Source organism: Mesorhizobium sp. M7A.F.Ca.MR.245.00.0.0, assembly GCF_003997415.1.
Lineage (GTDB): Bacteria > Pseudomonadota > Alphaproteobacteria > Rhizobiales > Rhizobiaceae > Mesorhizobium.
The window spans coordinates 1-23,279 of sequence record NZ_RZTE01000065.1; the positions used below are offsets into that span (position 1 = coordinate 1).

Sequence of the window (23,279 nt, forward strand, 5' to 3'; positions counted from 1 at the left end):
TGGTTGCTGCCGCCTCGACAATCGTCTTGTACGTCGATGACCAGTCGTAGCCCCTTCGCGTGATCGCTCTGGCCTTGCGTCCTCAACAATCACCTGGGTACGATAGCCGTCATATTTGATTTCGTGAATCCAGTTGTCCCCTGCCGGCGGCACCTCGACAAGCGTGGGGAACATCGGCCGGATGAACTTCAACATACGCAAACTCGGACTGACCGAGTTTAAATTAGATTAAGCTAAAATGGTTGCAAAGGAACGCACCAGACGCTTGGGCAGCTCCGGAGCACCTTGAGGAGCGTGATCTTGATCCAGCAGCTGCAGTCGCTGGAGCGCCACCTGGCCGGCGTCAAGGAACGATTCCGCCCTCCCGGTGTTTCAATCTCATGACAAAACATCACGAAAGGCCGGGGAATCGCGATGGCGGCCGAAGTCGCCAGTGCCACGCAGCGCCTCGAACGGGCCGAGCTCGCGATTGAGCGCTCGGAAAAAATAGTGGCCCAAAACATCGAGCGGTCCGGCAGGATTCGGCGTCGAGCGCCGCCACCTAGATTAGCATCGTGTTAAAGCCACTCGAATGTGGCCAAGCACCACTTCGCCGATCTCGCTTTTGTCGGTCTTCTTCAACGTCAGCGCGAAGACCACGGTCTCGCGCGCTGGCATGTGCGGGTAGAGCGCATGGTTCGGGAACACCATGGAGAGGTCGCGCGACTTCGGCGCAACGTCGACGGGCCGACCAGGATGACGAATTCACCTGACCTTGTCGCTGCCTTTCAGCCTCAAGAGACAGCATTGCAAGCCTTCGGCAGAGCAATCAGCTTAGGCAACGGATCGGTCCGTTGGCAAATTCGGGTCCGATGTCGGCCTCGCGCGGACCTTTGACCAAATCGGCTCGCCGTAGTCGCAACGGTTGCGCCGAGGTGCTTGGCAAGCTGGATCGCGACACCTCCCCGCCGCTAAATTGAGCCATGTTGTGCCCTGTGGCCTGGGTTGTGTTGGCCATGCGAACGTGTAAGTTGTAGCTAATTTAGGGGTGGGGTGAAAATGGAATACGGTTCCAGGAAGGTCACCCTGTTGGGCGGCCTGGCATCGACCAGGCGGATCCGGATGCTTCTGGCTTCCACGGCGGTCGCGACCAGTCTCGCAACGCTGGCGACAGGCATTCCCGCTTCGGCCCAATCCGTGTCGATCTCCGGCGACGTGGATCCGACCCCCGCCGCATCGCCCAATTGGAACGTAGGGGGCCAGCTGTTTGTCGGCAAATCCGGTACCGGCACGCTGGACATCGAAGCCGGCGGCACGGTCGCCAGCACATTCGGCTTTGTCGGTCGTGACCCTGGCTCCATCGGCACGGCGACTGTGACGGGCACCGGCTCCACCTGGACAAACAGCGGCGAGCTCACTGTCGGCCTTTTCGGCAACGGCACGCTGAACGTCGAGGACGGAGGCAAGGTCACCGACTTTAACGGCTACATCGGATATCACTCGGGTTCTACCGGCACGGTGACGGTAACCGGCGCGGGCTCCACCTGGACGAACAGCGGCTGGCTCTTTATCGGCTATGCCGGTGGCGCCGGCACACTGACCATCGCGGCCGGCGGCGTGGTCACCAACACGGCGGGCTCCATCGACTCCGGCACGGCGACGGTGACGGGCGCCGGCTCCACCTGGACGAGCAGCCTCGATCTTACTGTCAACGGCACGCTGAACGTCGCGGCCGGTGGTGCCGTAACCAACAAGCAGGGCTTTATCGGCAATGGCTCGGACTTCTCCGGCACGGCGACGGTGACGGGCACCGGCTCCACCCGGACGAACAGCGGCGAACTTTATGTCGGCTTTAACGGCGGCGCGACGCTGAGCGTCGAGGACGGCGGCGCTGTCAGCAACACGAATGGCTATATCGGTACTTTCGCAAGCTTCACCGGCACGGCGACGGCGACGGTGACGGGCGCGGACTCCACCTGGACGAACAGCGGTGCGCTTTATGTCGGCAGTTCCGGCACCGCGACGCTGAACGTCGAGGACGGCGGCGCTGTCAGCAACACGGACGGCTACATCGGGGTTTTCGCAAGCTCAACCGGCACGGCGACGGCGACGGTGACGGGCGCGGACTCCAGCTGGACGAACAGCGGCGACCTTTATGTCGGCCGTTCCGGCACCGGCACGCTCGACGTCGAGGAGGGCGGCGCCGTCACCAACGCGGTCGGCTACATCGGATACGACGCTGGCTCCACCGGCACGGCGACGGTGACGGGCGCGGACTCCGCCTGGACGAACAGCAGCGAACTTTATGTCGGCCGTTCCGGCACCGGCACGCTCAACGTCGAGGATGGCGGCGCCGTCACCAACACGGTTGCCTACATCGGATTTAACGCAGGTTCCACCGGCACGGCGACTGTGACGGGTACCGGCTCCACATGGTCGAATAGCGGCGTACTCTACATAGGCAGTAGCGGTAATGGTACGCTGAACGTCGAGCACGGCGGCGCCGTGACCAACACGATCGGCTACATCGGATACCTCGCTGGCTCCACCGGCACGGTGACTGTGACGGGCGCTGGCTCCACCTGGGCGAACAGCAGCGAGCTTCTTATCGGTCGTTCCGGCAACGGGACGCTGAACGTCGAGGATGGCGGCGCCGTCACCAACACGGTCGGCCGCCTCGGATTTCAGCCGGGTTCCACGGGCACGGCCACGGTAACGGGCGCGAACTCCACCTGGACCAACAGCGGCGACCTTTATGTCGGCGATTTCGCCACCGGCACGCTGACCGTCGCGAACGGTGGTCTGGTCAGCGATGCTACAGGGGCTATCGGAGTGACCTCGAGCGGCACGGCCATTGTAACGGGCGCCGGCTCCACCTGGAAGAACAGCGGCACGTTCTATGTCGGTTATGGGGGCACTGGCACGCTGACCGTCGCGGATGGTGGCGCAGTGAGCACCGGCAATGGGGCAGGCATTGCCCATATCGCCGTTCAGAGTAGCTCGACTGGTACGCTCAACATCGGCGCGGCCGCTGGGCAGCCGGCCGTTGCGCCAGGCACGCTGCAGGCTGCGGAGGTTCGCTTCGGCGCGGGAGCGGGAACTCTCACCTTCAACCATACCGGGACGGGCTACACGTTCTCTCCGGCGATCACCGGTGCGGGGGCCATCGGACAGGTCGCCGGCACGACGATCCTGACCGGAAACAGTTCCGGCTTCACCGGGACGACGACGATTTCGGGCGGCGTGCTGCTGGTAAACGGAACGCTTGGCGATTCGAGTTCCTCGATCGACGTCCTGACGGGCGGCACGCTCGGCGGCTCGGGCACGGTGGGCACGACGACAGTCGCTTCGGGTGGCACGATCGCACCGGGCACCTCGATCGGGACGATGACGGTGAACGGCAACATGACCCTGCAGCAGGGCAGTCGTCTGGCCTACGAGGCGGCAGCACCGGGCGCGGATTTTACGACCGGTCAGGCGGATAGCGTCATGGTCAACGGAAACGTGACGCTCAACGGAGCCGTGCTCGACGTCGCCAATGCTGGCGGCTTCGGCCCCGGTCTTTATCGTATCGTCGACTACACGGGCACGCTCACCGAGAGCAACGGCGGACTCACTCTGGGCGCCGTTCCGCCCGCATCGACGCTGTCGATCCAAATGCTGACGGCCGACAAGCAGATCAATCTCATCAACACCACCGGCCTGACGCTGAACCTTTGGAACGCCAACGGCCAAGCCGACGCCACCCACATGGGCGGCGGCGCTGGCAGTTGGTCGAACACGGCGCCGAATTGGACCGATGCGACGGGTGCGCTCACGGCGGCCATGCAGCCGCAGCCCGGTTTCGCCGTCTTCGGCGGCGAGGCAGGCACCGTAACGGTGGACGGCAGCGCCGGCGCAGTCCAGACCACCGGCATGCAGTTCGCGTCCAGCGGCTACGTGCTAACCGGCGACACGCTGACGCTGGTGGCCGACGCCGATCATCCGGCGCCGGTCGAAGTGCGCGTCGGCGATGGCAGCGCCGCAAGCAACGGTTATGTGTCGACCATCTCCAATGTGATCGCGGGCACCGATGGATTGCGCAAGACCGGCGCGGGCACGCTGGTGCTTTCCGGAACCAACATCTATTCGGGCGGCACTACCATCGAGGCCGGCACGCTTGCGCTCTCGGGAGCGGGCTCGATCGGACCGGGTTCGCTGCAGATCGATGCCGGCGTATTCGACATCAGTGGTATTGGCGCTCTCGACATGACGATCCACAATCTTAGCGGCTCCGGCGGCACTGTCCAACTGGGCACCAAGGCCTTGACGATTGTCCAGGACCAGGATGGCAGCTATGGCGGCATCCTTTCGGGCACCGGCACGTTCATCAAGACGGGTGCGACATTTTCCTATGATGGCGACGGTTCCGGCTTCACCGGCACCACTTCCGTGGCCGGCGGCACCCTCCTCATCGGATCGGACGACGTACATTCCGGGGCAAGGCTCGGCGGCAACCTTGATGTGACGAATGGTGCCGTGCTTGGCGGCCACGGGACGGTCGGCTCCGGGGCTGGCAGCGTGGTGACTGTTCAAAGTGGCGGCACACTGGCGCCAGGCGCCTCTATCGGCACACTAACGCTTGACGGGGATCTCGTCTTCAACGCTGGCGCCAGCTTGCAGGTCGAGGTCGACCCGGCCAGCAGTTCCAGCGATCTGGTTCACGTAACCGGCGCGGCGACCATCGGCGGCGGCTCTGTCGCCCATATTGGTGTCGACGGCGGCTACAAGCCGTCTTCGACCTATACGATCCTCACGGCCGACGGTGGCGTTTCGGGTCAGTTCGACAGCGTGACTTCGGACTTTGCCTTCCTTGATCCGTTCCTGGCCTATGATGGCGACGACGTGAATCTGACCCTAAATCGCAACAACGTTGCCTTCACCGACTTTGCCCAGACATTCAACCAGAAGAGCACGGCCGGCGTGCTCGAGACGCTCGGATCGCTGAGCGCGCTCTACCAGGCCGTCGTTGTTCTAGCCAATGACGACGAAACGGTACGCCAGATCTTCGACCAGTTGTCGGGCGATGGATATCCCAGTGCCAATGGCGTCCTGGTGGAGGATAGCCAGCACGTTGCCGAGGCCGTCAATGCGCGCATCCGTTCGGCCTTCGGCACGATCGCGGCCAGCGATGCGCCTGTCATCGCCTATGGCGAGGTGCCGCAGGGAGGCAGCAAATCCAATGAAGCCATCCATGGCATGCTGTTGCCGGCCACCACGGATCGCGCCGCCGCCTGGGCAACCGCCTTCGGCTCATGGCGCGACAATGACGGCGATGGCAATGCTGCGCCGATCTCGTCTTCCACCGGCGGTTTCCTCACCGGCATCGACAGCGCCTTCGGCGATAACTGGCGGGCAGGCGTCATCGCCGGCTTCAGCCATTCGAGCTTCAATGTCGATGATCGCGCGTCCTCGGGCGACAGCCAGAACTGGCATCTCGGCCTCTATGGCGGTGGCCAATGGGGCGCTTTTGGCCTTCGCGCCGGCGCGGCCTACACCTGGCACGACATCTCAATGGGCCGCCACGTCGCCTTCGCCGGCTTGGATAACAGTCTGAGCGCCGATTATGATGCCGCCACCGCACAGGCCTTTGCTGAGATCGCCTATGACCTGAAGGCCGGGCAGTTCGGTTTCGAACCATTCGCCGGACTTTCTTACGTGACACTCCACACCGACGGCTTCAGCGAGACAGGCGGTGCCGCGGCCCTGACGACGTCCAGCACCAACACCGATGTGACGTTCACCACCCTCGGCCTTAGGGCATCCAGCAACTTCGATCTCGGCGGCACCACTGTCACGGCGCGCGGTACACTTGCCTGGCGCCATGCATTTGGCGACGTTACACCGATCTCCACCTTCGCCTTCGCTGGCTCCGACACGTTTGCCATCGCCGGCGCCCCGATCGCAAGGAATGCAGCGTTGATCGAGGCTGGCATCGACGTCGCACTCAGCCCCAATGCGAAGCTTGGCTTCGCCTATCAGGGCCAGTTCGCATCGGCCATGAAGCAAAACGGCTTCGATGCAAATCTGATGGTCAAGTTTTGAGGGACTAGACGTCTATTCACCTTCCCCGCGATAGCAGGTCACTTTTCTGGTAAGCAAGAAGCTGACCGTCAGCCCGCGGCCCATGACAACGACCTCAGGTGACTGATCTAACATCGGAAGTGAAGCCGGCTTTTTGTGACAAGTCGCCTCAGGCATGGGACGACATGACCGATTTGGAAGTCGGGGCGGCAACACTGGGGTTTCCCGCCTCGATAAAGGTCGCAGCAAGCGAATCTACTGGTGACCGCCCGACCAGGGCGCCACAGATGAAGGCAAAGGCGGCCGAGGTCGAAACGTTGACGGCTAGCCCCTGTTTGCAACGGCCGGCTCCACGGCGGTCAACGGGGCTTCCAAGCTCCAGGTGACCCCATGCGGGCCGTGCTCAAGCTTTCCCTGTCCCCCCACTGCCGCAGGTGCCACCCGCTTCAATACCACGGTTCCAAAGCCGCCCTGTCCGATGCTCTGAACTTCCGGCCCATCGGTTTCAGCCCAGGTGAGATGGAGGAGCCTCGAAGCACCGGACCCGGTAATGGTCCATATGACTGAGATCTGGCCCTTATCCGCTGAGAGGACGCCATATTTGGCCGAGTTGGTAGCCAGTTCATGGAAAGCGATCCCGAGATACTGCACCGCATTGGCATTGAGGACCAACAATGGGCCCGACATGGCGATAACGTCTCCCCGTGGGAATGGCTGGGCTTGCGCCGCCAAAAGGTCACTGATCGTGGCGCCCTTCCAGTCCGCCGCAACCAGCAGGTCGTGGGAGCGCGACAGCGCCATGATGCGCTCGCGCACCTGGTATTCAAATTGCTTTGGCGTCTCCGATCGCTTGTTGGTCTCACGGATCATCGACAGGATGACTGAATACTGGTTTTTCACCCGGTGATTGACCTCGCGCATCAGCATGTGGATGCGTTGCTCGCTTTCCCTCGCCAACGTGATGTCCCGGGCAATCTTCGACGCGCCGACGATTTGCCCGGCTGCGTTACGCACGGGCGATATCGCCAGCGAAACCGGAACCAGGCTGCCATCCCTGCGCTGCCGTGTGGTTTCGAACGGTTCGACGCGTTCGCCACGCCGAATGCGTTCGAGGATACGAGGTTCCTCGTCCTGGTGGTTATCCGGAATCAGCATCGTCACCGACTGACCGATCGCTTCGTCAGCGGTATAGCCGAACAGCCGTTCGGCGCCCTGGTTCCAGCTCTTGATGATGGTGTTGAGATCCTTGCTGACAATAGCGTCGAACGAGGATTCCACAATCGCTGACAGATGCTGCTTGGCCTCTTCGGCACGTTGGCGGTCCGTCAGGTCCAATAGCATGTTCACGGCACCTATCAGGGTGCCGTGCTCATCCCGCAGCGGCGTGGGATAGGGCAGGAACGGGAAAAAAGATCCGTCCGGTCGCTGCGCCACGGCCTCCTGGTTGCGGACCGGCCGGTTTTCGTTGAGAGCGATCGCCATTGGGCACTCGTCGTGGGGCAGTTCCTTGCCGTCGGCAGTGAACAGCTTGAACGTCACGCACCATTTGTCCTTGCCGACGTTAGGCTCCCGTCCTGCCAGCTCGGCAGCAGCGCGATTATAATAAGTTATCGTACCGTCTTGATCAGTTGTGTAGATGGCGACCGGAAGGGCGTCGAGGATCTGGTGATAAGTATTGTCCTGTTGCCTCAGTTCGGTGCGGGCTCGCTCCAAGTCGGTCACATCGACTGTGAAGCATCTGGTGTTGATTAGCTTGCCGTCACGAAAATGGCCGCTCGAGGTGATTTCGACATGCTTGATGGCTCCGTCGCGGGCTCTCAGACGCGCCGGATACCTCGCGATCTTTTCGCCCCTGGTGAGGCGTTCCAGAATGTCCTCGATGACCGGCCGGTCGGGGTAGAAGTCGGCGATGTGCCGGCCGACATAGTCTTCTGCGGGATAACCGAGGAGGTCGAGCTCAGCTGTGTTGGCGTGCAGAATGATGCCATCCTCGCTCACCAGATGGAGAGCAACCGCGCCGTTCTCGAAAAAATCCTGATAATCAAAATTCGGACTGTCAGTGCCGGACATTTCCGGGTCTTTGAAGGCGACAACGTTCGCCTGCGGTAGTTCATTCATATTTCTGGCCCCGATATCAATTCAACCAGCTGTAACGTTGCTTGTGCCGGTATCGTTCCAAAGTCGCCGTTTTCGGGTGTTGCACGGCGGGCCGGCTTACCATTCTTACCGCACGCGACTTCATGCCAAGTCCTTGGTCGCTTACCACGAAACCTTGATCGCCCGGGCCAGAAGATGACCGGATAGCTGTGCTCGGCCGGCCGTGCGACTGGTTTAACGCAGGCGTTGCAGCAGCAGCCGCGCCTCACGGAATCGGTGCCGATCGGGCAAATCAGCTCCAGCCCGCTAAACTTGGTCGTCAAAGCCGCGTGCGCCGATCTGCTCTCCGCATTGAGCGAGCTCCGATTGCCACGACGCTCGTAACTCGTCTTACCGTGCCCGCCCTATTCGACTGGCCGGAGGGCTCTCGTGCCGGCGCCGAGCTATCCGGCGGACAAGGACGCCAGGGGCGCTCACAGCCCCAGTGCCGCAGCGACACGTTCCTGGAAATACTGCACTCCCCGCTCATGCCGCCCCGAGAGCGGGCCGGAGGTATAGGCCCCTGCGGCATAGTTGCGATGCGTATCGGCGCAGATGGCGTAGTCCTCGCGTACCACGGCCAGAGTGCCTTGCACAGATTTCGCCCTGCTCTCGGATGTTTCTGCAGCGATATCGGCAAAGAAGAAATGGTAATGCTGGTCTGTGTGATGCGGTGAGGTCGGATTGATCCGGCTAACGTTCATGCCGCCATCGAAAAGCGACAGCGTCCAGTTCGGCCACATCCAAAGCCATTTGCCGCGATAGAACAGACCGTCTTTCGGCGGTGCGGTCATCCGGACATAACCGGGATGGGCGGTGGTCTGGAAAGCTTCGAAGTCGATGGCAGCGTAGAACGAGGGATGTGTGCCAGGGATGTGGTAGCCTTCGACGAAATTGTCGGTGTAGATCTTCCAGTTCGCCGTAAAGCTGACGGTGGCCTGATCGGTGGCGGCATAGGTCTCCAACGGCTCGTCCGCCAGTTCGTCGGGCAGAGAGCCAAGTTGATCCAGAAGACTTTCCTTCGGGTCGAGTGCCGCGAAGAGCAGCCCGCGCCATTCCGACAAGTGCACCGTCTCCAGCGGCCAGTCTTCGGCGATGATCGCGGGATCCTTGCCATACCATGGGGCCTGCACCAGCCGTCCGGTGTCGGCAAAGGACCATTTGTGATAGGGGCAAACGATCAGCCCACATTTGCCCGCGCCATCGGCCAGAAGTTTCGCCCCCCGGTGGCGGCAGACGTTCTTAAATCCGCGCAAGGTCCCGTCCCGGCCCCGGATGGCAAAGATCGGCGTGCCGGCGATGTCGATGGCAAGGTATTGACCGGACGTCGCGACCGAGGCGACAGGCCCCATGAACTGCCAGGTGTGCGCGAAGATGCTGCACCGTTCCTGCTGCCAGATATCATCGCGTACATAAAGCGACGGGTCCAGGTTCAGGTATTGCACAGGCGGAGTGTCGAGTGGCAGCTGGTCGGGCCGCAAGGGGTCTGGCGTCATAGGCTAACCTCCAGTTGCGGCAATCCTGTCGTAAGCGGGGCGGCATCGCAAGAGAATTGGCTCTGCTGCGCACAGCCTGTAAGCCGGCGTGCAATTTTGCTCTAAGCAGATTTGCTGGAGTGGCGGTCGTTTCCAACTCGCCGACCTAGTTGTCGACCGCGATCATCACGTGGGATGCTTAACCGCAGCACAGGTCCCAGGTCGACTTCGAGCCCAGTTCGTCGTCCGCCTGGTGGACGGCGGGTATCAGAATAGTGCCGTTCGCTCGCGAACGACGGGGGATGGAGTCGTGAGCTGACGAGAGAAACTTTGCCCGAGGACGCCAAGCTAGAACGGCAGCTTACCGCCGAGCGTTCGGCACGCCGAATCCTGATGTTGGCTTAAGCGTATCTCAGACATTCAGTCTGACCAGACTTTTGCGAATGGCGTCTTTGCGCTTCGTCTCGGTCATTGAGATATTAGCAGCCGCTTCCAAGAAGCAGACATCAGTGACCGCGCCATAGCTCTCGATGCGCAACGATATCAGACTCTCCAACCCGCCATTGCCCACATGCATTTCCCAGGACGGCCATTGATCGCTCAGGCAGGAATTCCGGACCGGTCCGGATCACCCAGGTGAAATGGCGTCTGCCGGGTCGACGGTTGCGTCAGGCGGCGTATGTCAACTCGTTTTAGGCCGCAGTAACTTCGAGAGCCAAGGCGGACTGCTGGGGCAGGAAGAAGCTGGGTATTTCCACACTGGTGCGATCCGGTACTTAACATATTATGTGACCTTCAACTGGGGGTTATAGCGAATGAAAGATGAGACCGGCGTTCAGAAGTTGGTGCGCACACTGCGTGCCCGAGCACCCGACGACGCAGCTGAATTGCTGGCCAGAGAGTCTCCCGAGTTCATCCGTGACACACTAGAGCTGTTGCCAGAGGGGCACGCCCGCAAGGTGGCCGAGCATTTGCCATCGCATATGCGGCCCATCAGGCCCCCTGACGATGGCGAGGATTTCGCGATCCCCGAGTCGCTTGTCGAGGTAATGGACCCGATTTCCGCCAGCGTTCCTGTCGGGACGACGGTTGCTGCCTCGGTGGAAGCTGTCAGACGCGCCCAGGTGCCGACCGAACTCACTTATCTCTACGTCACGGACGAGGGCAATAAACTGGTTGGCCTGGTGGTCCTGCGCGATCTGATGCTGAGCGAACCGGACGCCATTGTCGACCAGATCATGCTGCCCAAGCCGTTCGCTCTTGATGTAGGTCTCTCTTTGAGCAACGCCTGCAAGGCAGCGGTACGGCGTCACTACCCTGTCTATCCGGTGGTGGACGCGGAGAACCGGCTGCTCGGGCAGGTTCGCGGCTGGCGCTTGTTCGAGCAGCAAGTCATTGAGATTTCCGCTCAGTCTGGCCAAATGGTAGGTGTCCAGAAGGAGGAGCGCTCTTTCACGCCGCTGTTTTCAGCCTTCTTGAAGCGTCATCCGTGGCTGCAGTTGAACCTCCTGACGGCCTTCATGGCCGCATTCGTGGTCAGTTCGTTCACAGGAACCATCGAGAAGATCGTCACGCTGGCGGCATTCCTCCCGGTCTTGGCCGGGCAGAGCGGAAACACGGGCTGCCAAGCACTGGCTATGACGCTGCGTGGCCTTGCGCTGGGGGATGTGGACAAACGACCGAAGCTGCACTTGGTGGTGAGAGAGGGCGCGCTCGGGATCGCCAACGGCTTGCTTGTCGGCCTTCTTGCGGCTGCGGCGATGTGGTTCTACGCCTCGAGGCAACCGGAGTCGGCGGCCCAAGCGCCCATGTTAGCACTTGTGATCCTGCTTGCCATGTCCGGATCGTGCCTCATGTCTGGAATCTCCGGCGTGCTGATCCCGTTGGGCCTGCGCCGGGTCGGCGCCGACCCGGCGGTCGCTTCGGCGATCTTCCTCACCACCTTGACCGATATTGTAGGCATGGGCCTGATGCTGGGGCTGGCCACCATACTCGTGCTGTAGCGAGGTACGTCCCTGGGAATTGGGGCAACAAGCTGATCTCGTCGCGTTCAGCGAATTGCGAGAGCCAGGCCGCATCGCGCACGCATCGTGAGAAGCACCCTCCGGCAGCTCTCTGACCCTTGCGCAACGCGCCGGAAGACCTTTGGATAGGCCGTGGATGACCTTGAAGCCTATTCAGTGACCAGAACACGCGCAGAATCGCGCAAGCAATATTGACCTCGTCGGTTTGCGATCCGCCACTCAGGATCTGGTTGTTTGCCACTGGTGCCGAATCCTTCAATTACGTCCAGCAACTCCAAGCAGACGTTTTTGCGACCAGCGCAGCCAAAAATAGGAATAAGCCTGTTAGCTTGTTGCGCAGCTGCAACAGCTGCTGAGGCTCGCATGATCTGGTGGCAGTTCAGTCGCCTTTTTTCTTGTAGTCATGCGATTCCTTCGCACTAGTCCGGTCGGGGTGGGTTCTCGGCATGCAATCTTCGTCTCGCACGATTTTCGGCTTCGCCGCAGCGCTGCTTTTTAGCGGGGTATTGCCGGCCGGCGCACAAGGTCTTTTTACGGCCTATGACGATGCGTTTTCGGCCCGCATCGCCAGTCCGGCCGACAATGGAACGCTCGCCCAATTCGTCACGGTTGCGGTCAACGCGGGCCAATACGATCAGGCGATCTCCTCAATCGAGCAGTATCTGATCCAATACCCCCGCGATGCGCGCGCCCGGCTTGCCGCCAGCCGGTTGTACTATCATGTCGGCTCCTATGAATTGGCCCGGCGGCAGGTGCAGTACGGCATCGAAGTCGGCGGTCTGACAGCGGGTGAGCAGCAGGAAGCTGTTCGCCTCCTCGGCCGGATCGATCGTGCGTTGCGTGGCGTCACCTGGGAACTCGCCCTGACCGGCGGCGTATTCAGCGCATTCACCGATTTTGCGCCGGGCGGGGCGCAGGACGAGGAAAGCTTCGTCTCGCCCTACGGGCGGGCGGAAGGCTTTGTCCGGTGGGACCTCGGCACGCCAAGTGCCGACGCGCTGGTGCTTTCAGGGTCGTTGACGGCGACAGAGCGTTTTTTCACGGAAGACCTGTCGGTTCCGGGTAGCGATAAGACTTTTGTCCACGGCAACGCAGCGATTACCTGGGACAAGGGGCTGCCCAATAGTGGGATCGATTCGCTTCGCCTGCTGCTCTCCGCGTTTACCGTTACAGACCGTTTCGACAGCGATATTCAGGAAACCGGCATTGGCTTTGGTGGACGTTTCCTCGTTCGACCGACGGTCGAAGCGACGCTCTTCGCCGGTGGCGGCTACATCGATCTAAGCGCCTCGCAAGGCATTTTCGCCGACAGCAGGGTCTTCTATGAGGCAGGCGGCAGCTACCGCTTCCGCAATGGCCAGGCGCTCGGACTGCGCTTTGTCGGCTCGAATGACTTCGCTTCCGGATCTGGAGAAATCGGCCGCAGCTACTCAGGCGAGGTCCGCTATGGCGGCCTGTTGATGAACGTACCGGATCTTTTCGCATGGTCACACCAGATCGCCTTCTCGGCCGGCCACAGCGACATTCCCGATCTCTCGGTCGGCATCGGCACAAATATTAAGAGCGACTTCTGGCGCATTGCCTCGGAAAGCGATTTTCAGCTGACGGAAGCCCAGAAGATCAGCGTTGATCTCGCCTATCGAGAAACCACCTTCGCCATCGCCAACCGCGACCGAAAATCGTTCGAAATGCTCATGAGCTATACGTTGACGCTCAATTGAAAGAGGCCTCGATGAGGTACCGTCAGATCGCTCTTTTTATCGCCTGCCTTGCTTTCACGGTACCATCCGCCGCTGAGACAGTCGGGTCGATGACAGCCTATCAGACCAACATCGTCCGCAACAACGGTGGGACAATGAACGTTGGTGCTGGCGTCGAACTCGGCGACCAGTTGCGCAGTGACCCCACCGGTCTTGGAATGCTGGTGTTCCGGGATGAATCGAGCGCCAAGATTGGTCCGAACACCAGCCTGACAATCGATGAATTCGTCTACAATCCGGGCTCCGGTTCCGGAAAGATCGATATCGGGATGAACAGCGGCCTGGCACGTTTTTATGGCGGCCAAGTTTCTAAAGGGGGCGTCATGCAGGTTGCGACGCCGCACATGGTGCTCGGGGCGAGAGGCGGCATCATCGAAGTGCTGGTGGCAGCCGGCCAGACTGTCGGCATATTGCGCGCCGGCCGCATGACCTGCACGATCAATGGCAAACGGCTGGTCATCACAAATCCGGGCTACGCCTGCACGTCGGCAGATGGCAAGCTGCTGACCGGCTACGGTGGCATCGACACCTTCCCGATATTGGACAGTATTGACCGGATAGCGGGCACCGGCCTGCCAGGGGCACCGGGTCCTGGGTTGGACGTAAGCGCAATTTGTGCATCGGCACTCGGCGGCTCGCTCGAAGTCTGCGGGTCCACGGACGGCGCATTGCCAGGAGTGGTCTTGGAATTCCCTGACAGCCCAATGCCACCTGCGGGCAGCGGGGGGCGGAGGGGCGAGTGTGAGGGTGAGCGTTGCTGTTACTACTGCGATTAGACTGGCCCCACGATGAGCCGCTTGGTCGGTAGTCCCTGGGCTGATTGGCGGCAAGCTGGCAGGCGCAAAATATCCGGCCTTGTGGTCGTGCTCCTGCTGCTCGCTTGCCATTTGGCTTTTGACGCACCGTTGTCGCGTCTGCGTGAGCGGACGTACGACTTCTACCAGTTTCTCGCCCCACGCCAGACGACGAGCAATCCTGTCGTGATCGTCTCGATAGATGACGCCAGCCTCAAGGCACATGGGCGATGGCCCTGGAACCGTGGCCTCTTGGCCGATCTGGTCGATGGCATCACCGAATCCGGCGCGGCGGTGGTCGGGCTTGCGCTGGTACTCCCCGAGGCCGACAACTCGCCTGAGGGCATCGCCGGAGACAAGCATTTAGCAGCGGCGCTGGCCAAAAATCGAACGGCGCTTGCCGTCAGCCTAGGCAATGAGGCGACAGTTTCAGAAGCAGAACCCAAAGCCGGCTGGTCGATCGTCGGGCAAGTACCCGATACACTTCCCGGCTTCACCGGCTTGACCGGCTCGCTTGCCGAATTCTCGAACACTGCCGCGGGCCTCGGCGTGATTCGCACCTTGCCTGATCCCGACGGCGTACTGCGCCATGTGCCGCTGCTCTGGCTTCGCAACACCGCTCAAGGCGTGCAGTTGTGGCCGTCCTTCGCACTCGAGCTCCTGCGCCTTTACGCTGGACAGGACGGGTACATAGCCCGGATGAATGCAGCCGGGTTCGACGCACTCAGGATGGCCGGCGCCATTGTGCCGCTCGAGCCGGAGGGGAGCATCCGCCTCTGGCAAACCGCCACCGATGCGCCCCGCCTGTCTGCCAGCACTATCCTCTCGGGCCATGGCGATCCGCGGCTGCGCGACGCCATCGCCATTGTCGACCTGTCGGCTGTGGGACTGACGCAGTACCTGCCCACGCCAAGGAGTCCAGCACGATCAGGAGCGGACTTCCACGCCGATGCGGTTGGCCAGATGCTTGCCGGGCGCTACCTGGCCGAGCCAACGCACGCGCGTATGCTTGAGCGGCTCTGGTTTCTCCTCAGTGCCGTCGTTTTCATCGGGCTGTCCGGAGTGCTCGCCGGGCGTGTCGTGCTTGGCGCCCTCGCACTGGCGCTGCTGGTCGTCACGCCGTTTGTGTTCGGCGCTCTCGAGTACAGCATGCAGGGTGCACTCTATGACCCGCTGCAGCCGGCGCTTGCAACGATCATGGTTGCGGGCTTCGAAGGCTATGTCCTCTACAGGCGCAGCGAGCAGCGCCGGTCCACCTTGGCGCGACAGTTCTCCCAATATCTGTCGCCCTCCGTGGTGCAGCGCCTCGCAAGCTCGGACACCGAGGCAATCCTGTCTGGCGAGAAGCGCGAGATCACAATCCTGATCAGCGACATACGCGGCTTCACGACGATGAGCGAACAGCTCGATACTCATGAGATCGCCAAGGTAGTCAACCATTTCCTTGGTATTGCGACCGATGAGATACTCAAGCGCGACGGCACCATCGACAAGTTCATGGGCGATGCGGTGCTGGCCTTCTGGAACGCGCCGCTTGATCAACCCGATCATCGCGAGCGTGCGCTCGACGCGGGTCTTGCCCTGATCGAGCGGGTGAAGCGCGAAGATGCCGCCTTCACTGCGGATGGCCATCGCTCGATCGAAATCGGCGTCGCCATCGAGACCGGCATCTGCTCGGTAGGCAATTTCGGCTCCGAACGACGCTTCGATTACACCGCAATCGGCTCCCCGGTGAACCGCGTGGCACGTCTCGAGTCCACGACCAAGAAGCTGGGCATCCCCCTGGTGCTCGGACCCGGCTTTGCGGCAGGAGCATCGATGCCGGTCGTCCAGGCGGGCGCCTTTGAGCTCCAGGGTTTCAAGGGCGAGGTGCCGGTTTTCACTGTTCCGGAGATGCAAGCTGCTCACCAAGGTGTGAGCCGCGAAGTAGAGATCCAACAATCTGGCGCCCCTGGCGCGGTGGTTGGTTCGCCGCCATCCGTGCAAATGACACCGCCTGATGTTGCGCCCTGAACCCGAAGCACACGCTGACCGGATTCAGCCGATCGCAGGGGTGCCGTCCTGCATCGTGAACTAAGACCGCTGGGGAGGGCCTAGGTGCCATCAGGCGGCATCCGGCCTGCGCAGCCGTTGTTTTTGACGGCGGGCGTCTCGCACGCCTGCAGGATTAGGCCAATTTGGTCGGCCGCAAAATACCGGAGCTGAAAGTAGCCCATCTATCCTGAAAGCTGCCATTCTAGTTGCGGCCCCACGCTCATCAACCGTCTGCCGGCGCGCAGCGGTCATCCAACAGAACACCGGCCGACCTGTTCAGTTCGAGTTGATGAGCGACGCACGCTCCAGCCTTCTCGCATGGCTGGAGCGACGCGGTAGAAGATGCCCTGGAACTGCTGAGGCTACGGAAACCTACAGATGCAGCTCCATTTCCGAGTGGAGCCGCGTATGCTAAGCGCCTTGTTTCGGTCGTTGAGGCGAACTCCTGCGATCCCATATGTGGACATAGTTGCTGAAGACGCTTTGAACCAGACTCGCGTGGGAGTGAGGTTGCAAAACGCCTCCTCCGGGTGAGAACTCCCCGCAGAGAGCCGCTTCTTCAGACAGGCTCCGACCAGGCCGCAGGATAGGCGAGGCAGCCCCAGAATTTGGAGACCAGAACATGGCAAGCGGGGAGCAGAAAGACAAATCAGCGGCGGAAAAGGCAGTATGGCCGCTTCTCTTTCTAACGGCGGCGCTGCAGGCGTATCTGGGTCTGTCGTTGGTAGCCTATGTGTTCATGGGCGTGTCAAACCCGGGCTCCGGGATGGCCGGATGGACAGCGGCCATGACAGGCGGGCTCCAGACGATTGCGGCCATGGCGGCCTTTGTGCTGGCTCTTCGAGGCGATCTTCGCGGCACTAACCTGGCGTTAGCCGGCAGCATCATGCTGGGCTGGTTTTCGATGCTGCCTGCGGTCGCTGAGCAAGGGCTCGACTTTGGCGGTGACGACTGGGGTACCCCGGTCTATTTCGTGGTCTCCCCCATCATCGCGATCGTTACGGCAACGCTAGCTTGGCGCAACCTATACCTGGTCCCGGCAGCTTTCATCGTAACAGCACCGACCTTCATCGGCATTTTGGTCGTCATCGTCTTCGGAATCGTCATCGCTTTATACGGCTTCTGAATGCGTGGCAGGTTCGAGGCTCGAAGTCGCAAGGATTGGCTTCGGCCCGTGAATCCGAGGCGTATCCAAGGTCCGGCTTCGGGTCGCATCCGGCCCGCTGCAGCATTTTCCACTTTGAGGCGAAATCATTCTCGACTATGGTCTGCCAGACTTAAGGCATGGGGGATTGCCGATGGTTTTATCACGCAGGGAAGTCGTGATCGGCGGCCTGGCGCTGGTCGCGGTCGGTGCAACCGGCAATATTGTTCTAGCCGCGACGGCAAAATCCTTTTTCGCCGGTGACGCCAGCGACAACAATTTTGTCTATCGCAAGACCAACTTCGCCAAGATCGACAAGAGATGGCATCGCCAGATCGTGAAGTATTTCAGCAGCGAGCCGGTCGGCACCGTCGTGGTCGATACCCGCCACCACTTCCTCTACCTCATCATGGAAAACAAGACCGCCATCCGCTACGGCGTCGGCGTAGGCAAGGACGGCTTCAAATGGTACGGCCGCGCGACGATCGACCGCCGCGCGCTGTGGCCGCGATGGGTCCCGCCCCCCGAAATGCGTAAGCGCAAGCCGGACCTACCGCCGATGGTCGCAGGCGGCGCGTCCAACAATCCGCTCGGGCCGCGCGCGCTCTATCTGTACCGCGACGGCGCCGACATCGGCTACCGCCTGCATGGCACCCTGGAGCCATGGAGCATCGGCACCGACGCTTCCAGCGGCTGCATCCGCATGTTCCCGGAAGACATCATCGACCTCTACCAGCGGTGCCCGATCGGCACCGCGGTGGAGGTGCTGCCGCACATCGCCGACCAGGCGCCCGCTTCCACAACTGTCGAATGATTGGCGCCTGATGAACCGCATGATTGAAAACACGCGCCGGCTGCTCGCTGCCAGCCTGCTGGTGTTTGTCGCATCCTGCTCGACCAGCAACACGCTGGCCCCTTCCACGCCAGACGTCACCAACGCCGAGATTGCCGGCTTCCAGAACGTGCAGCCGGGCAGCGAGGAGGATTTTATCCTCAATGTCGGCCGCCGCACCTATTTCACACAAGGTTCGGTTGCGCTCGATTCTGTCGCCAAGGCCACCCTCGACACCCAGATCGCCTGGTTAGCAAAGCATCCGCGCTGGCTGCTCAAGCTGCAGGGTTTCGCCGACGATCCCGGCGCAAGTGAAACGGCGCTGTCGCAGCAGCGCGCCGATGCGGTGATGGACTACCTCGCCGCGGGCGGCATAGACCGCAATCGCATGTGGGCCAAGGGCTACGGCAAGGACAGGCTCGTCCGCGACTGCCCCGACGCCGCCTGCAGGTCGCAGAACCGCCGCGTTGTGTCTAATTTGCGCGATGAGAGGGACGAGTCGTAGGGGGCAGCTGTTTTGCCTGTCATCGGAGGCCGTAGGCAGCTTTGTCCCCGTAAAGCAGACATGCCGACGATAGCACTTCAGGCCGCGGTTGCCCAGGTCCGCGAAACTTCCATGTGCCGCACGCCACCTTGGCTCCCGGCCTTCATTGTCGTAACCTCACGTCGCAAAGTCAGCGTGTGCACAGGAGGGCGCGTTCGAATGCGGGTTCCAATTTGGCTCCTTTCGACCTTTGTGCTGTTGTTGGCAACATTTCCATCCGGGGTGCACGCGGCCAGCGACAATCCGAAGCTCACGCCAGTCGTTGCGGAGATCATCGCTCCCCCGCATGTGGTTCCAGGCTCCGACGGCAGGCTTCACATCGTCTACGAACTTGCAGTGACGAACGTCACCGGCGGCAATGTCCGATTCGAGAAGCTCGAGGTCGTAGAGGCCGACAGCGGAGCACCGCTTGCAGAACTCGGCCCGGATGAATTGGCCACGCACGTCACGCCGGGCGCAAGCCGCGGCAACGAAACCCGCGAGCTGGCCGCCTATCAGTTCGCCGTCATCTTTCTGCATGTCGTGCTTGCGGACGGCGCGGCGGTTCCGGCTCGCATTTCCACGAGATCACGGCGTTTTTCGCGGTCATCGGCGCCGACATGACGGTGACGATTGGCGAGGGTGCCGTCGTTGCGACGGCGCCGGTGGGCTTCCGCGGAGCGGAATAGCGTCGGATGATCTCGTTCTGATCCGAAACCACCGAATCGATCTGCTCGGGGACCGTCTGGCTAAGGCTCGGTCCGACCATGAAGGCACTGATTGCAAGACAGATGGACACGCGACGTACTGCGTCGAACCACTGAGACAGCGCCTTGCGAAGAGGCATCAATCAAACTCGCGGACATGTCGTGGTAGGGTAGATCAAGGATTGCTCGAAACTCAAATTAGCAAATTAGCAAATATGTTGGGGTCCGTCATCCCGCGAAAGCTTACGCGTCAGTGCCCCAACAAAGCGCAGACCGACTGAGCCTGAACCTCCCGCAAGCGTTCGATCAAAGCGCCAGCCGGCTCAGCGATGTTCAGCGTGGTGGTGACCGAGCGCGTCCCGTCGGCGGTTGACGCCGCCCACTGCGTGTAGCCCGGGAAACTGCCTGTGTGGCCATAAACGACACCGCACGGCGTGGTGTAGCGGAACAGTCCGAGACCGGCATCGTTCGTCCCGGGTCCGGGCGGACTGGAATTGCCGGCCACGAACTTCATCTGTTCAATCTGCTCGACAGCGCCGAAGAACTTCAGTCCGAGATCTGCCCGTATGAACGTCGACAAATCATCAGGCGTCGACACCATCGCGCCCGACGCCCACGCACCGCTTGGGCTGACGAAGGTCGTGACGTCTTTCGGCTCGGATCCGGGCGCGACGACATAGCCGTGGATGGCGGGCGCAGGCAGCGCGATGTCGCGCGTCGGGAAACTCGTCCGGGCGAGGGCGGCAGGACCAAACGCGATGTTCTTCAGCAGCGTCCCGTAGGGCGTTCCTGTGACCGCCTCGGCGATCAGCCCGACGACGACGTTGTCCGTGTTGGAGTAGGTATACTGGGTGCCGGGCGTAAGCTCGAGCGGGTCGTTGCGAACCCAGCCGATGATCTCAATGGGCTGCACGTAGCCTTGAGGATTTGTCGCGACCTGCTCGGCCAAGCCCTTGGACTGCAAGTAGTCGGGCAGGCCGCTGGTGTGGTTCAGCATCTGGCGGACCGTGACGGCCCGACCATGCCGCCGGCAGATCAGGCAGGTGCTGGCCGATGGTGTCGTCGAGGCCGAGCCGGCCCTTCTGGACGAGGTGCAGGGCAATGGCGCCGTTGAATGCTTTTGAGATGCTGGCGATGCGCATATATTGATCGACCCCCAGCGCCTCACCCGATATGACATCGGCGCGCCCCGCTGTGAGTACGGTCATGCGACCGGCGCGGTAGAGCGTGGCGATCGCGCCGGGAGGTCCATCCTCTGCATCGACGAGCTCCTGTAGGCCGGCCTGTACTTTTGCATCGGCCGTTCTCAACTGAGCCGCGGTTAAGCCCGTCGACTGTGCCGGACCTTCGCTATCAGGATGTTTTACATAGAGATCCGGATTCATCTCTTCAGAAGACACGATGACTTCGTCATTGACGCCAGAGTCAATATAATCATCAGTAATTGAAAAGCCTGCCAGAAGCTGTTTGTCCGGAGGATACCAGGAGCCGAGTTCGTGCGAGTAGGCGGCAATAGCCAGCCGCGCCAGTTCACGATTGCTATACAGGTCGATTTCATAATCTTCGACCAATTCGCCATCCGAATATTTCTTATATCCGTCAATATAAGGATCGCGGGAATTGTGGCCTCTATACTTATCCACAACGTCGCCGACGGTGACCTTAGCCTTGTTTCCCTGGAAATAGATCTTGCGGAGGAGAAAACCCCAAGCAGCTACCCCATGCTCTGGGGTTTCATAAATGGCAGTTTGGTTGCCGTACCGGTCTGGCAGAGTGCAACCTACATATCCTCTCATGCTGTCTCGCTGCCATTTCGAGATGTTGATGGCGCCGGGATTGTTTGTTCGAAGGGCCCTCCGAGTAAGCGCATTTGAGGAACTATAGGCAGCGTCCGGTAGGCTGCTAAAGAAATTGCCAATCCCGACCAGACTTCTGAAGTTGAATTCAGTACCTTCAGGATATTTCGCATCGTCGCGAAATGGCGGGGCTAGACTGCGCGCTTTGTTCGCCTCCCAAAACGGCAGCCCGAGTGCAATGCCGGTCTGCATCCCCACTGTGCCGTCAACGGGTATTCCATATGTGCTCTGGAAGGACTTCACAGCGCTGGCTGTCTGCGAACCAAACACTCCATCAATCGCTGAGGCGTAAACAGATCTGTCCGTGAGTACGCTCTGTAGAAGCGCAACCCTACGATCAGGAACGTTGCTTCTAGTTTGCCGAAAGACCGGACCGACGGGTTGACGCTTGTCGCTGATGCTGAAGTTGCTGACCCGTTCGCTCGACCCGGAATAATCGTCAGGTGCTCCGCGGTTCAGGGGATTAGCTGCGCCAACTTCATCCGGGCTTTCAAAAGCGAAGGCCGGACCGTCAGGCAAGAGGGCCAGGAGCGCAATGGCAAGCCAACCGCCCGCCCGCGGCCTGAAACAACCGCCTATCATTTGGCGACTTCACCGCATGCGTTGACTGCATCGGTCTTCGACATGCACATTCTCCGATCTTCGGCGAATTTCAGTTCGCCTTGTTAACTGACCTTCTCGTCTCCCAGCACCTTTTATCATCCAAAGAGTGGATGACGGAAGGCGAGCTTGATTCTGATCTGGCGAATCGCCTGTCAGCAATCTCCGCTATCGGCGCGGCAGCCTGCAACTTTCAGCGCCGAGAGCATGCGAGCGGACCATCCACCCGGACACTCAGCTCTCTCCCATCTTTCAACTCCCAGCCATAAAGGTCTCCAGCGGCAGGGTTGCGGTAGTTGGCGCAGCGATGGTCGGTCAGGTTCTGAGGGGGCGGTGGCGGCGCGCGTGCTGTCGTCGATCAAGGACGAGCGGCTGGTCGCCGAAAAGTCCTGTGGCCGCGGCGTGGGCAAATCTCCGGCGACAGGGACGCCCGGTTGGGGATCTCGAGTTGGCGCTGTTTGCCGGCACGATCGCCGCCTATGCCCAAGGCTTCGCGGTGATGAGCGGCGCGTCGAAAAAATTCAACCGGAACCTGCCGATGCCGGTCATCGCCGAGATCTGGCGGGCCGGCTGCATCATCTGTTCGCAACTGCTGGATACGATGGCAGAAGCATTCGGCACTGGGGCCGCAGCCACCAACCTGTTGATGGCGTCGGCTTTCGTTTCCTTGATGCAGGAGGCACACCCGTCGCTTCGGCGTGTCGTGGCAAGGGCGGCCGAAGCCGGCTCGCCGGTGCCGGCGCTGTCGTCGGCGCTTGCCTATTTCGACAGCTACCCGTTTTGTCTCAGAGCCACCGAAGCGGCCGTTCAAACGAATAGGGTCCGACCGTCGCGCAGCACATGACATAAAAAAGCCCGCCGGCCGCCAGGCCAGCGGGCAGTTCTCATGGGGAAAGCACTGAATGGGAACAGTGCAACGGCCGAAGTTTGACAGCGCGATTTTGTTCCACCGTCCGTGATCAGCTTCGCGCCATTTGGTAAAAACCGTACAGCAACCCTTTCCGGTCTGTTCGACTTCATGTGGGATGGCTGGCTATGTCTTCGACCTTTCCGACACCGCAGTGCCGACCGAGATTCTGGCAGAGTTGGCCCGTTCTGGTGCTGGCGCCCGTCTCGATCTGATATGCAAGGTCTGCGATGCCAAGGGCAACGAAACCCAGCAATTCAGGGTAGCGTTACGGGTTCCTGAGAACCGGGACGTGATGCTTTACCGGCCAACCTGCCATTGAAAAGGGAGCAGTAACGGGCCTTCCGGTGTTATGCTCGGCCAGGGAAACCGAGCGCAATCCAAACTTAATTTTCGGAGCCATGTTGCAGTGGGTCCGCCCCTACTGGCGGGCAGAGGCGGACCC

The 23,279-nt window shown here is 61.2% G+C and carries 16 protein-coding genes and 3 pseudogenes; 12 read left to right on the forward strand and 7 right to left on the reverse strand.

Annotated elements, in window-relative coordinates; genetic code table 11:
• A pseudogene (locus EOB80_RS34910) lies at positions 1 to 195 on the reverse strand (hypothetical protein); the annotation flags it as partial.
• A gap of 351 nt (positions 196 to 546) precedes the next feature.
• Positions 547 to 690: a hypothetical protein gene (locus EOB80_RS34695; protein ID WP_164762814.1), complete on the reverse strand. Its 144-nt coding sequence runs from the start codon at positions 688 to 690 to the stop codon at positions 547 to 549.
• A gap of 348 nt (positions 691 to 1,038) precedes the next feature.
• On the opposite strand from EOB80_RS34695, the gene EOB80_RS32870 reads away from it, so the two are divergent.
• Positions 1,039 to 6,063, forward strand: coding sequence for an autotransporter domain-containing protein (locus tag EOB80_RS32870; protein ID WP_127332120.1), 5,025 nt, complete (start codon positions 1,039 to 1,041; stop codon positions 6,061 to 6,063).
• A 303-nt stretch (positions 6,064 to 6,366) separates the two neighbouring features.
• On the opposite strand, the gene EOB80_RS32875 is transcribed toward EOB80_RS32870, so the two are convergent.
• Together EOB80_RS32875 and EOB80_RS32880 are read right to left on the reverse strand one after the other, a co-directional pair.
• On the reverse strand, positions 6,367 to 8,160 hold the full coding sequence (locus EOB80_RS32875) for a PAS domain S-box protein (RefSeq protein ID WP_127321077.1): 1,794 nt from the start codon (positions 8,158 to 8,160) through the stop codon (positions 6,367 to 6,369).
• A 452-nt stretch (positions 8,161 to 8,612) separates the two neighbouring features.
• Complete coding sequence (locus EOB80_RS32880) at positions 8,613 to 9,674, reverse strand: aromatic ring-hydroxylating dioxygenase subunit alpha (RefSeq protein WP_127321078.1); 1,062 nt, start codon at positions 9,672 to 9,674, stop codon at positions 8,613 to 8,615.
• 794 nt (positions 9,675 to 10,468) lie between these two features.
• Here EOB80_RS32880 and EOB80_RS32885 point away from each other — a divergent pair.
• The 9 genes and pseudogenes from EOB80_RS32885 (at position 10,469) to EOB80_RS32925 (ending at position 19,388) form a co-directional block, all read left to right on the forward strand.
• Entirely contained in the window at positions 10,469 to 11,656 is a 1,188-nt protein-coding gene (locus EOB80_RS32885) for a magnesium transporter (protein WP_127332122.1), read from the forward strand.
• A 527-nt stretch (positions 11,657 to 12,183) separates the two neighbouring features.
• Complete coding sequence (locus EOB80_RS32890) at positions 12,184 to 13,398, forward strand: tetratricopeptide repeat protein (RefSeq protein ID WP_164762815.1); 1,215 nt, start codon at positions 12,184 to 12,186, stop codon at positions 13,396 to 13,398.
• 11 nt (positions 13,399 to 13,409) lie between these two features.
• The gene (locus tag EOB80_RS32895) at positions 13,410 to 14,213 is read left to right on the forward strand and encodes a FecR domain-containing protein (RefSeq protein WP_127332126.1); all 804 of its coding nucleotides are present in this window, start codon (positions 13,410 to 13,412) and stop codon (positions 14,211 to 14,213) included.
• A gap of 87 nt (positions 14,214 to 14,300) precedes the next feature.
• Positions 14,301 to 16,244 (forward strand): adenylate/guanylate cyclase domain-containing protein, encoded by a 1,944-nt coding sequence (locus EOB80_RS32900; protein ID WP_164762816.1) that lies wholly within the window; start codon positions 14,301 to 14,303, stop codon positions 16,242 to 16,244.
• A gap of 259 nt (positions 16,245 to 16,503) precedes the next feature.
• Positions 16,504 to 16,602 (forward strand): annotated as a pseudogene (locus tag EOB80_RS35725) (integrase); the annotation flags it as partial.
• A 285-nt stretch (positions 16,603 to 16,887) separates the two neighbouring features.
• On the forward strand, positions 16,888 to 17,391 hold the full coding sequence (locus EOB80_RS32910; RefSeq protein ID WP_127332130.1) for a hypothetical protein: 504 nt from the start codon (positions 16,888 to 16,890) through the stop codon (positions 17,389 to 17,391).
• 172 nt (positions 17,392 to 17,563) lie between these two features.
• On the forward strand, positions 17,564 to 18,223 hold the full coding sequence (locus EOB80_RS32915; protein ID WP_127332132.1) for a L,D-transpeptidase: 660 nt from the start codon (positions 17,564 to 17,566) through the stop codon (positions 18,221 to 18,223).
• A gap of 10 nt (positions 18,224 to 18,233) precedes the next feature.
• Positions 18,234 to 18,746 (forward strand): OmpA family protein, encoded by a 513-nt coding sequence (locus EOB80_RS32920; protein WP_127332134.1) that lies wholly within the window; start codon positions 18,234 to 18,236, stop codon positions 18,744 to 18,746.
• A gap of 60 nt (positions 18,747 to 18,806) precedes the next feature.
• Entirely contained in the window at positions 18,807 to 19,388 is a 582-nt protein-coding gene (locus tag EOB80_RS32925; RefSeq protein WP_164762817.1) for a hypothetical protein, read from the forward strand.
• Positions 19,389 to 19,721: 333 nt separating this feature from the next.
• Here the strand turns inward: EOB80_RS32925 and EOB80_RS35730 are convergent, their stop codons facing one another.
• The 3 genes and pseudogenes from EOB80_RS35730 to EOB80_RS35735 form a co-directional block, all read right to left on the reverse strand.
• The gene (locus EOB80_RS35730; protein ID WP_206631232.1) at positions 19,722 to 20,468 is read right to left on the reverse strand and encodes a serine hydrolase domain-containing protein; all 747 of its coding nucleotides are present in this window, start codon (positions 20,466 to 20,468) and stop codon (positions 19,722 to 19,724) included.
• Positions 20,371 to 21,909 carry a serine hydrolase gene (locus EOB80_RS32935; RefSeq protein ID WP_245466501.1) on the reverse strand — a complete coding sequence of 513 codons (1,539 nt, stop codon included), beginning with the start codon at positions 21,907 to 21,909 and terminating at the stop codon, positions 20,371 to 20,373. The genes EOB80_RS35730 and EOB80_RS32935 overlap by 98 nt, the downstream gene beginning before the upstream one ends.
• Before the next feature lie 229 nt (positions 21,910 to 22,138).
• A pseudogene (locus EOB80_RS35735) lies at positions 22,139 to 22,255 on the reverse strand (LysR family transcriptional regulator); the annotation flags it as partial.
• A gap of 120 nt (positions 22,256 to 22,375) precedes the next feature.
• Between EOB80_RS35735 and EOB80_RS32940 the strand changes: the two are divergent.
• Positions 22,376 to 22,771, forward strand: a complete 396-nt coding sequence (locus EOB80_RS32940) for a hypothetical protein (RefSeq protein ID WP_245466502.1) — start codon at positions 22,376 to 22,378, stop codon at positions 22,769 to 22,771.
• Between the two features lie 181 nt (positions 22,772 to 22,952).
• A complete protein-coding gene (locus EOB80_RS32945) occupies positions 22,953 to 23,156 on the forward strand; it encodes a hypothetical protein (RefSeq protein WP_127332136.1) in 204 nt (67 codons plus the stop codon).
• Positions 23,157 to 23,279 lie beyond the last annotated feature (123 nt).

Coding starts and splice junctions, on each gene's coding strand:
- EOB80_RS34695 (WP_164762814.1), bottom strand. CDS start 690: ATGGTGTTCCCGAACCATGCGCTCTACCCGCACATGCCAGCGCGCGAG.
- EOB80_RS32870 (WP_127332120.1), top strand. CDS start 1,039: ATGGAATACGGTTCCAGGAAGGTCACCCTGTTGGGCGGCCTGGCATCG.
- EOB80_RS32875 (WP_127321077.1), bottom strand. CDS start 8,160: ATGAATGAACTACCGCAGGCGAACGTTGTCGCCTTCAAAGACCCGGAA.
- EOB80_RS32880 (WP_127321078.1), bottom strand. CDS start 9,674: ATGACGCCAGACCCCTTGCGGCCCGACCAGCTGCCACTCGACACTCCG.
- EOB80_RS32885 (WP_127332122.1), top strand. CDS start 10,469: ATGAAAGATGAGACCGGCGTTCAGAAGTTGGTGCGCACACTGCGTGCC.
- EOB80_RS32895 (WP_127332126.1), top strand. CDS start 13,410: ATGAGGTACCGTCAGATCGCTCTTTTTATCGCCTGCCTTGCTTTCACG.
- EOB80_RS32910 (WP_127332130.1), top strand. CDS start 16,888: ATGGCAAGCGGGGAGCAGAAAGACAAATCAGCGGCGGAAAAGGCAGTA.
- EOB80_RS32915 (WP_127332132.1), top strand. CDS start 17,564: ATGGTTTTATCACGCAGGGAAGTCGTGATCGGCGGCCTGGCGCTGGTC.
- EOB80_RS32920 (WP_127332134.1), top strand. CDS start 18,234: ATGAACCGCATGATTGAAAACACGCGCCGGCTGCTCGCTGCCAGCCTG.
- EOB80_RS32925 (WP_164762817.1), top strand. CDS start 18,807: ATGCCGACGATAGCACTTCAGGCCGCGGTTGCCCAGGTCCGCGAAACT.
- EOB80_RS35730 (WP_206631232.1), bottom strand. CDS start 20,468: ATGCTGAACCACACCAGCGGCCTGCCCGACTACTTGCAGTCCAAGGGC.
- EOB80_RS32935 (WP_245466501.1), bottom strand. CDS start 21,909: ATGATAGGCGGTTGTTTCAGGCCGCGGGCGGGCGGTTGGCTTGCCATT.
- EOB80_RS32945 (WP_127332136.1), top strand. CDS start 22,953: ATGGCTGGCTATGTCTTCGACCTTTCCGACACCGCAGTGCCGACCGAG.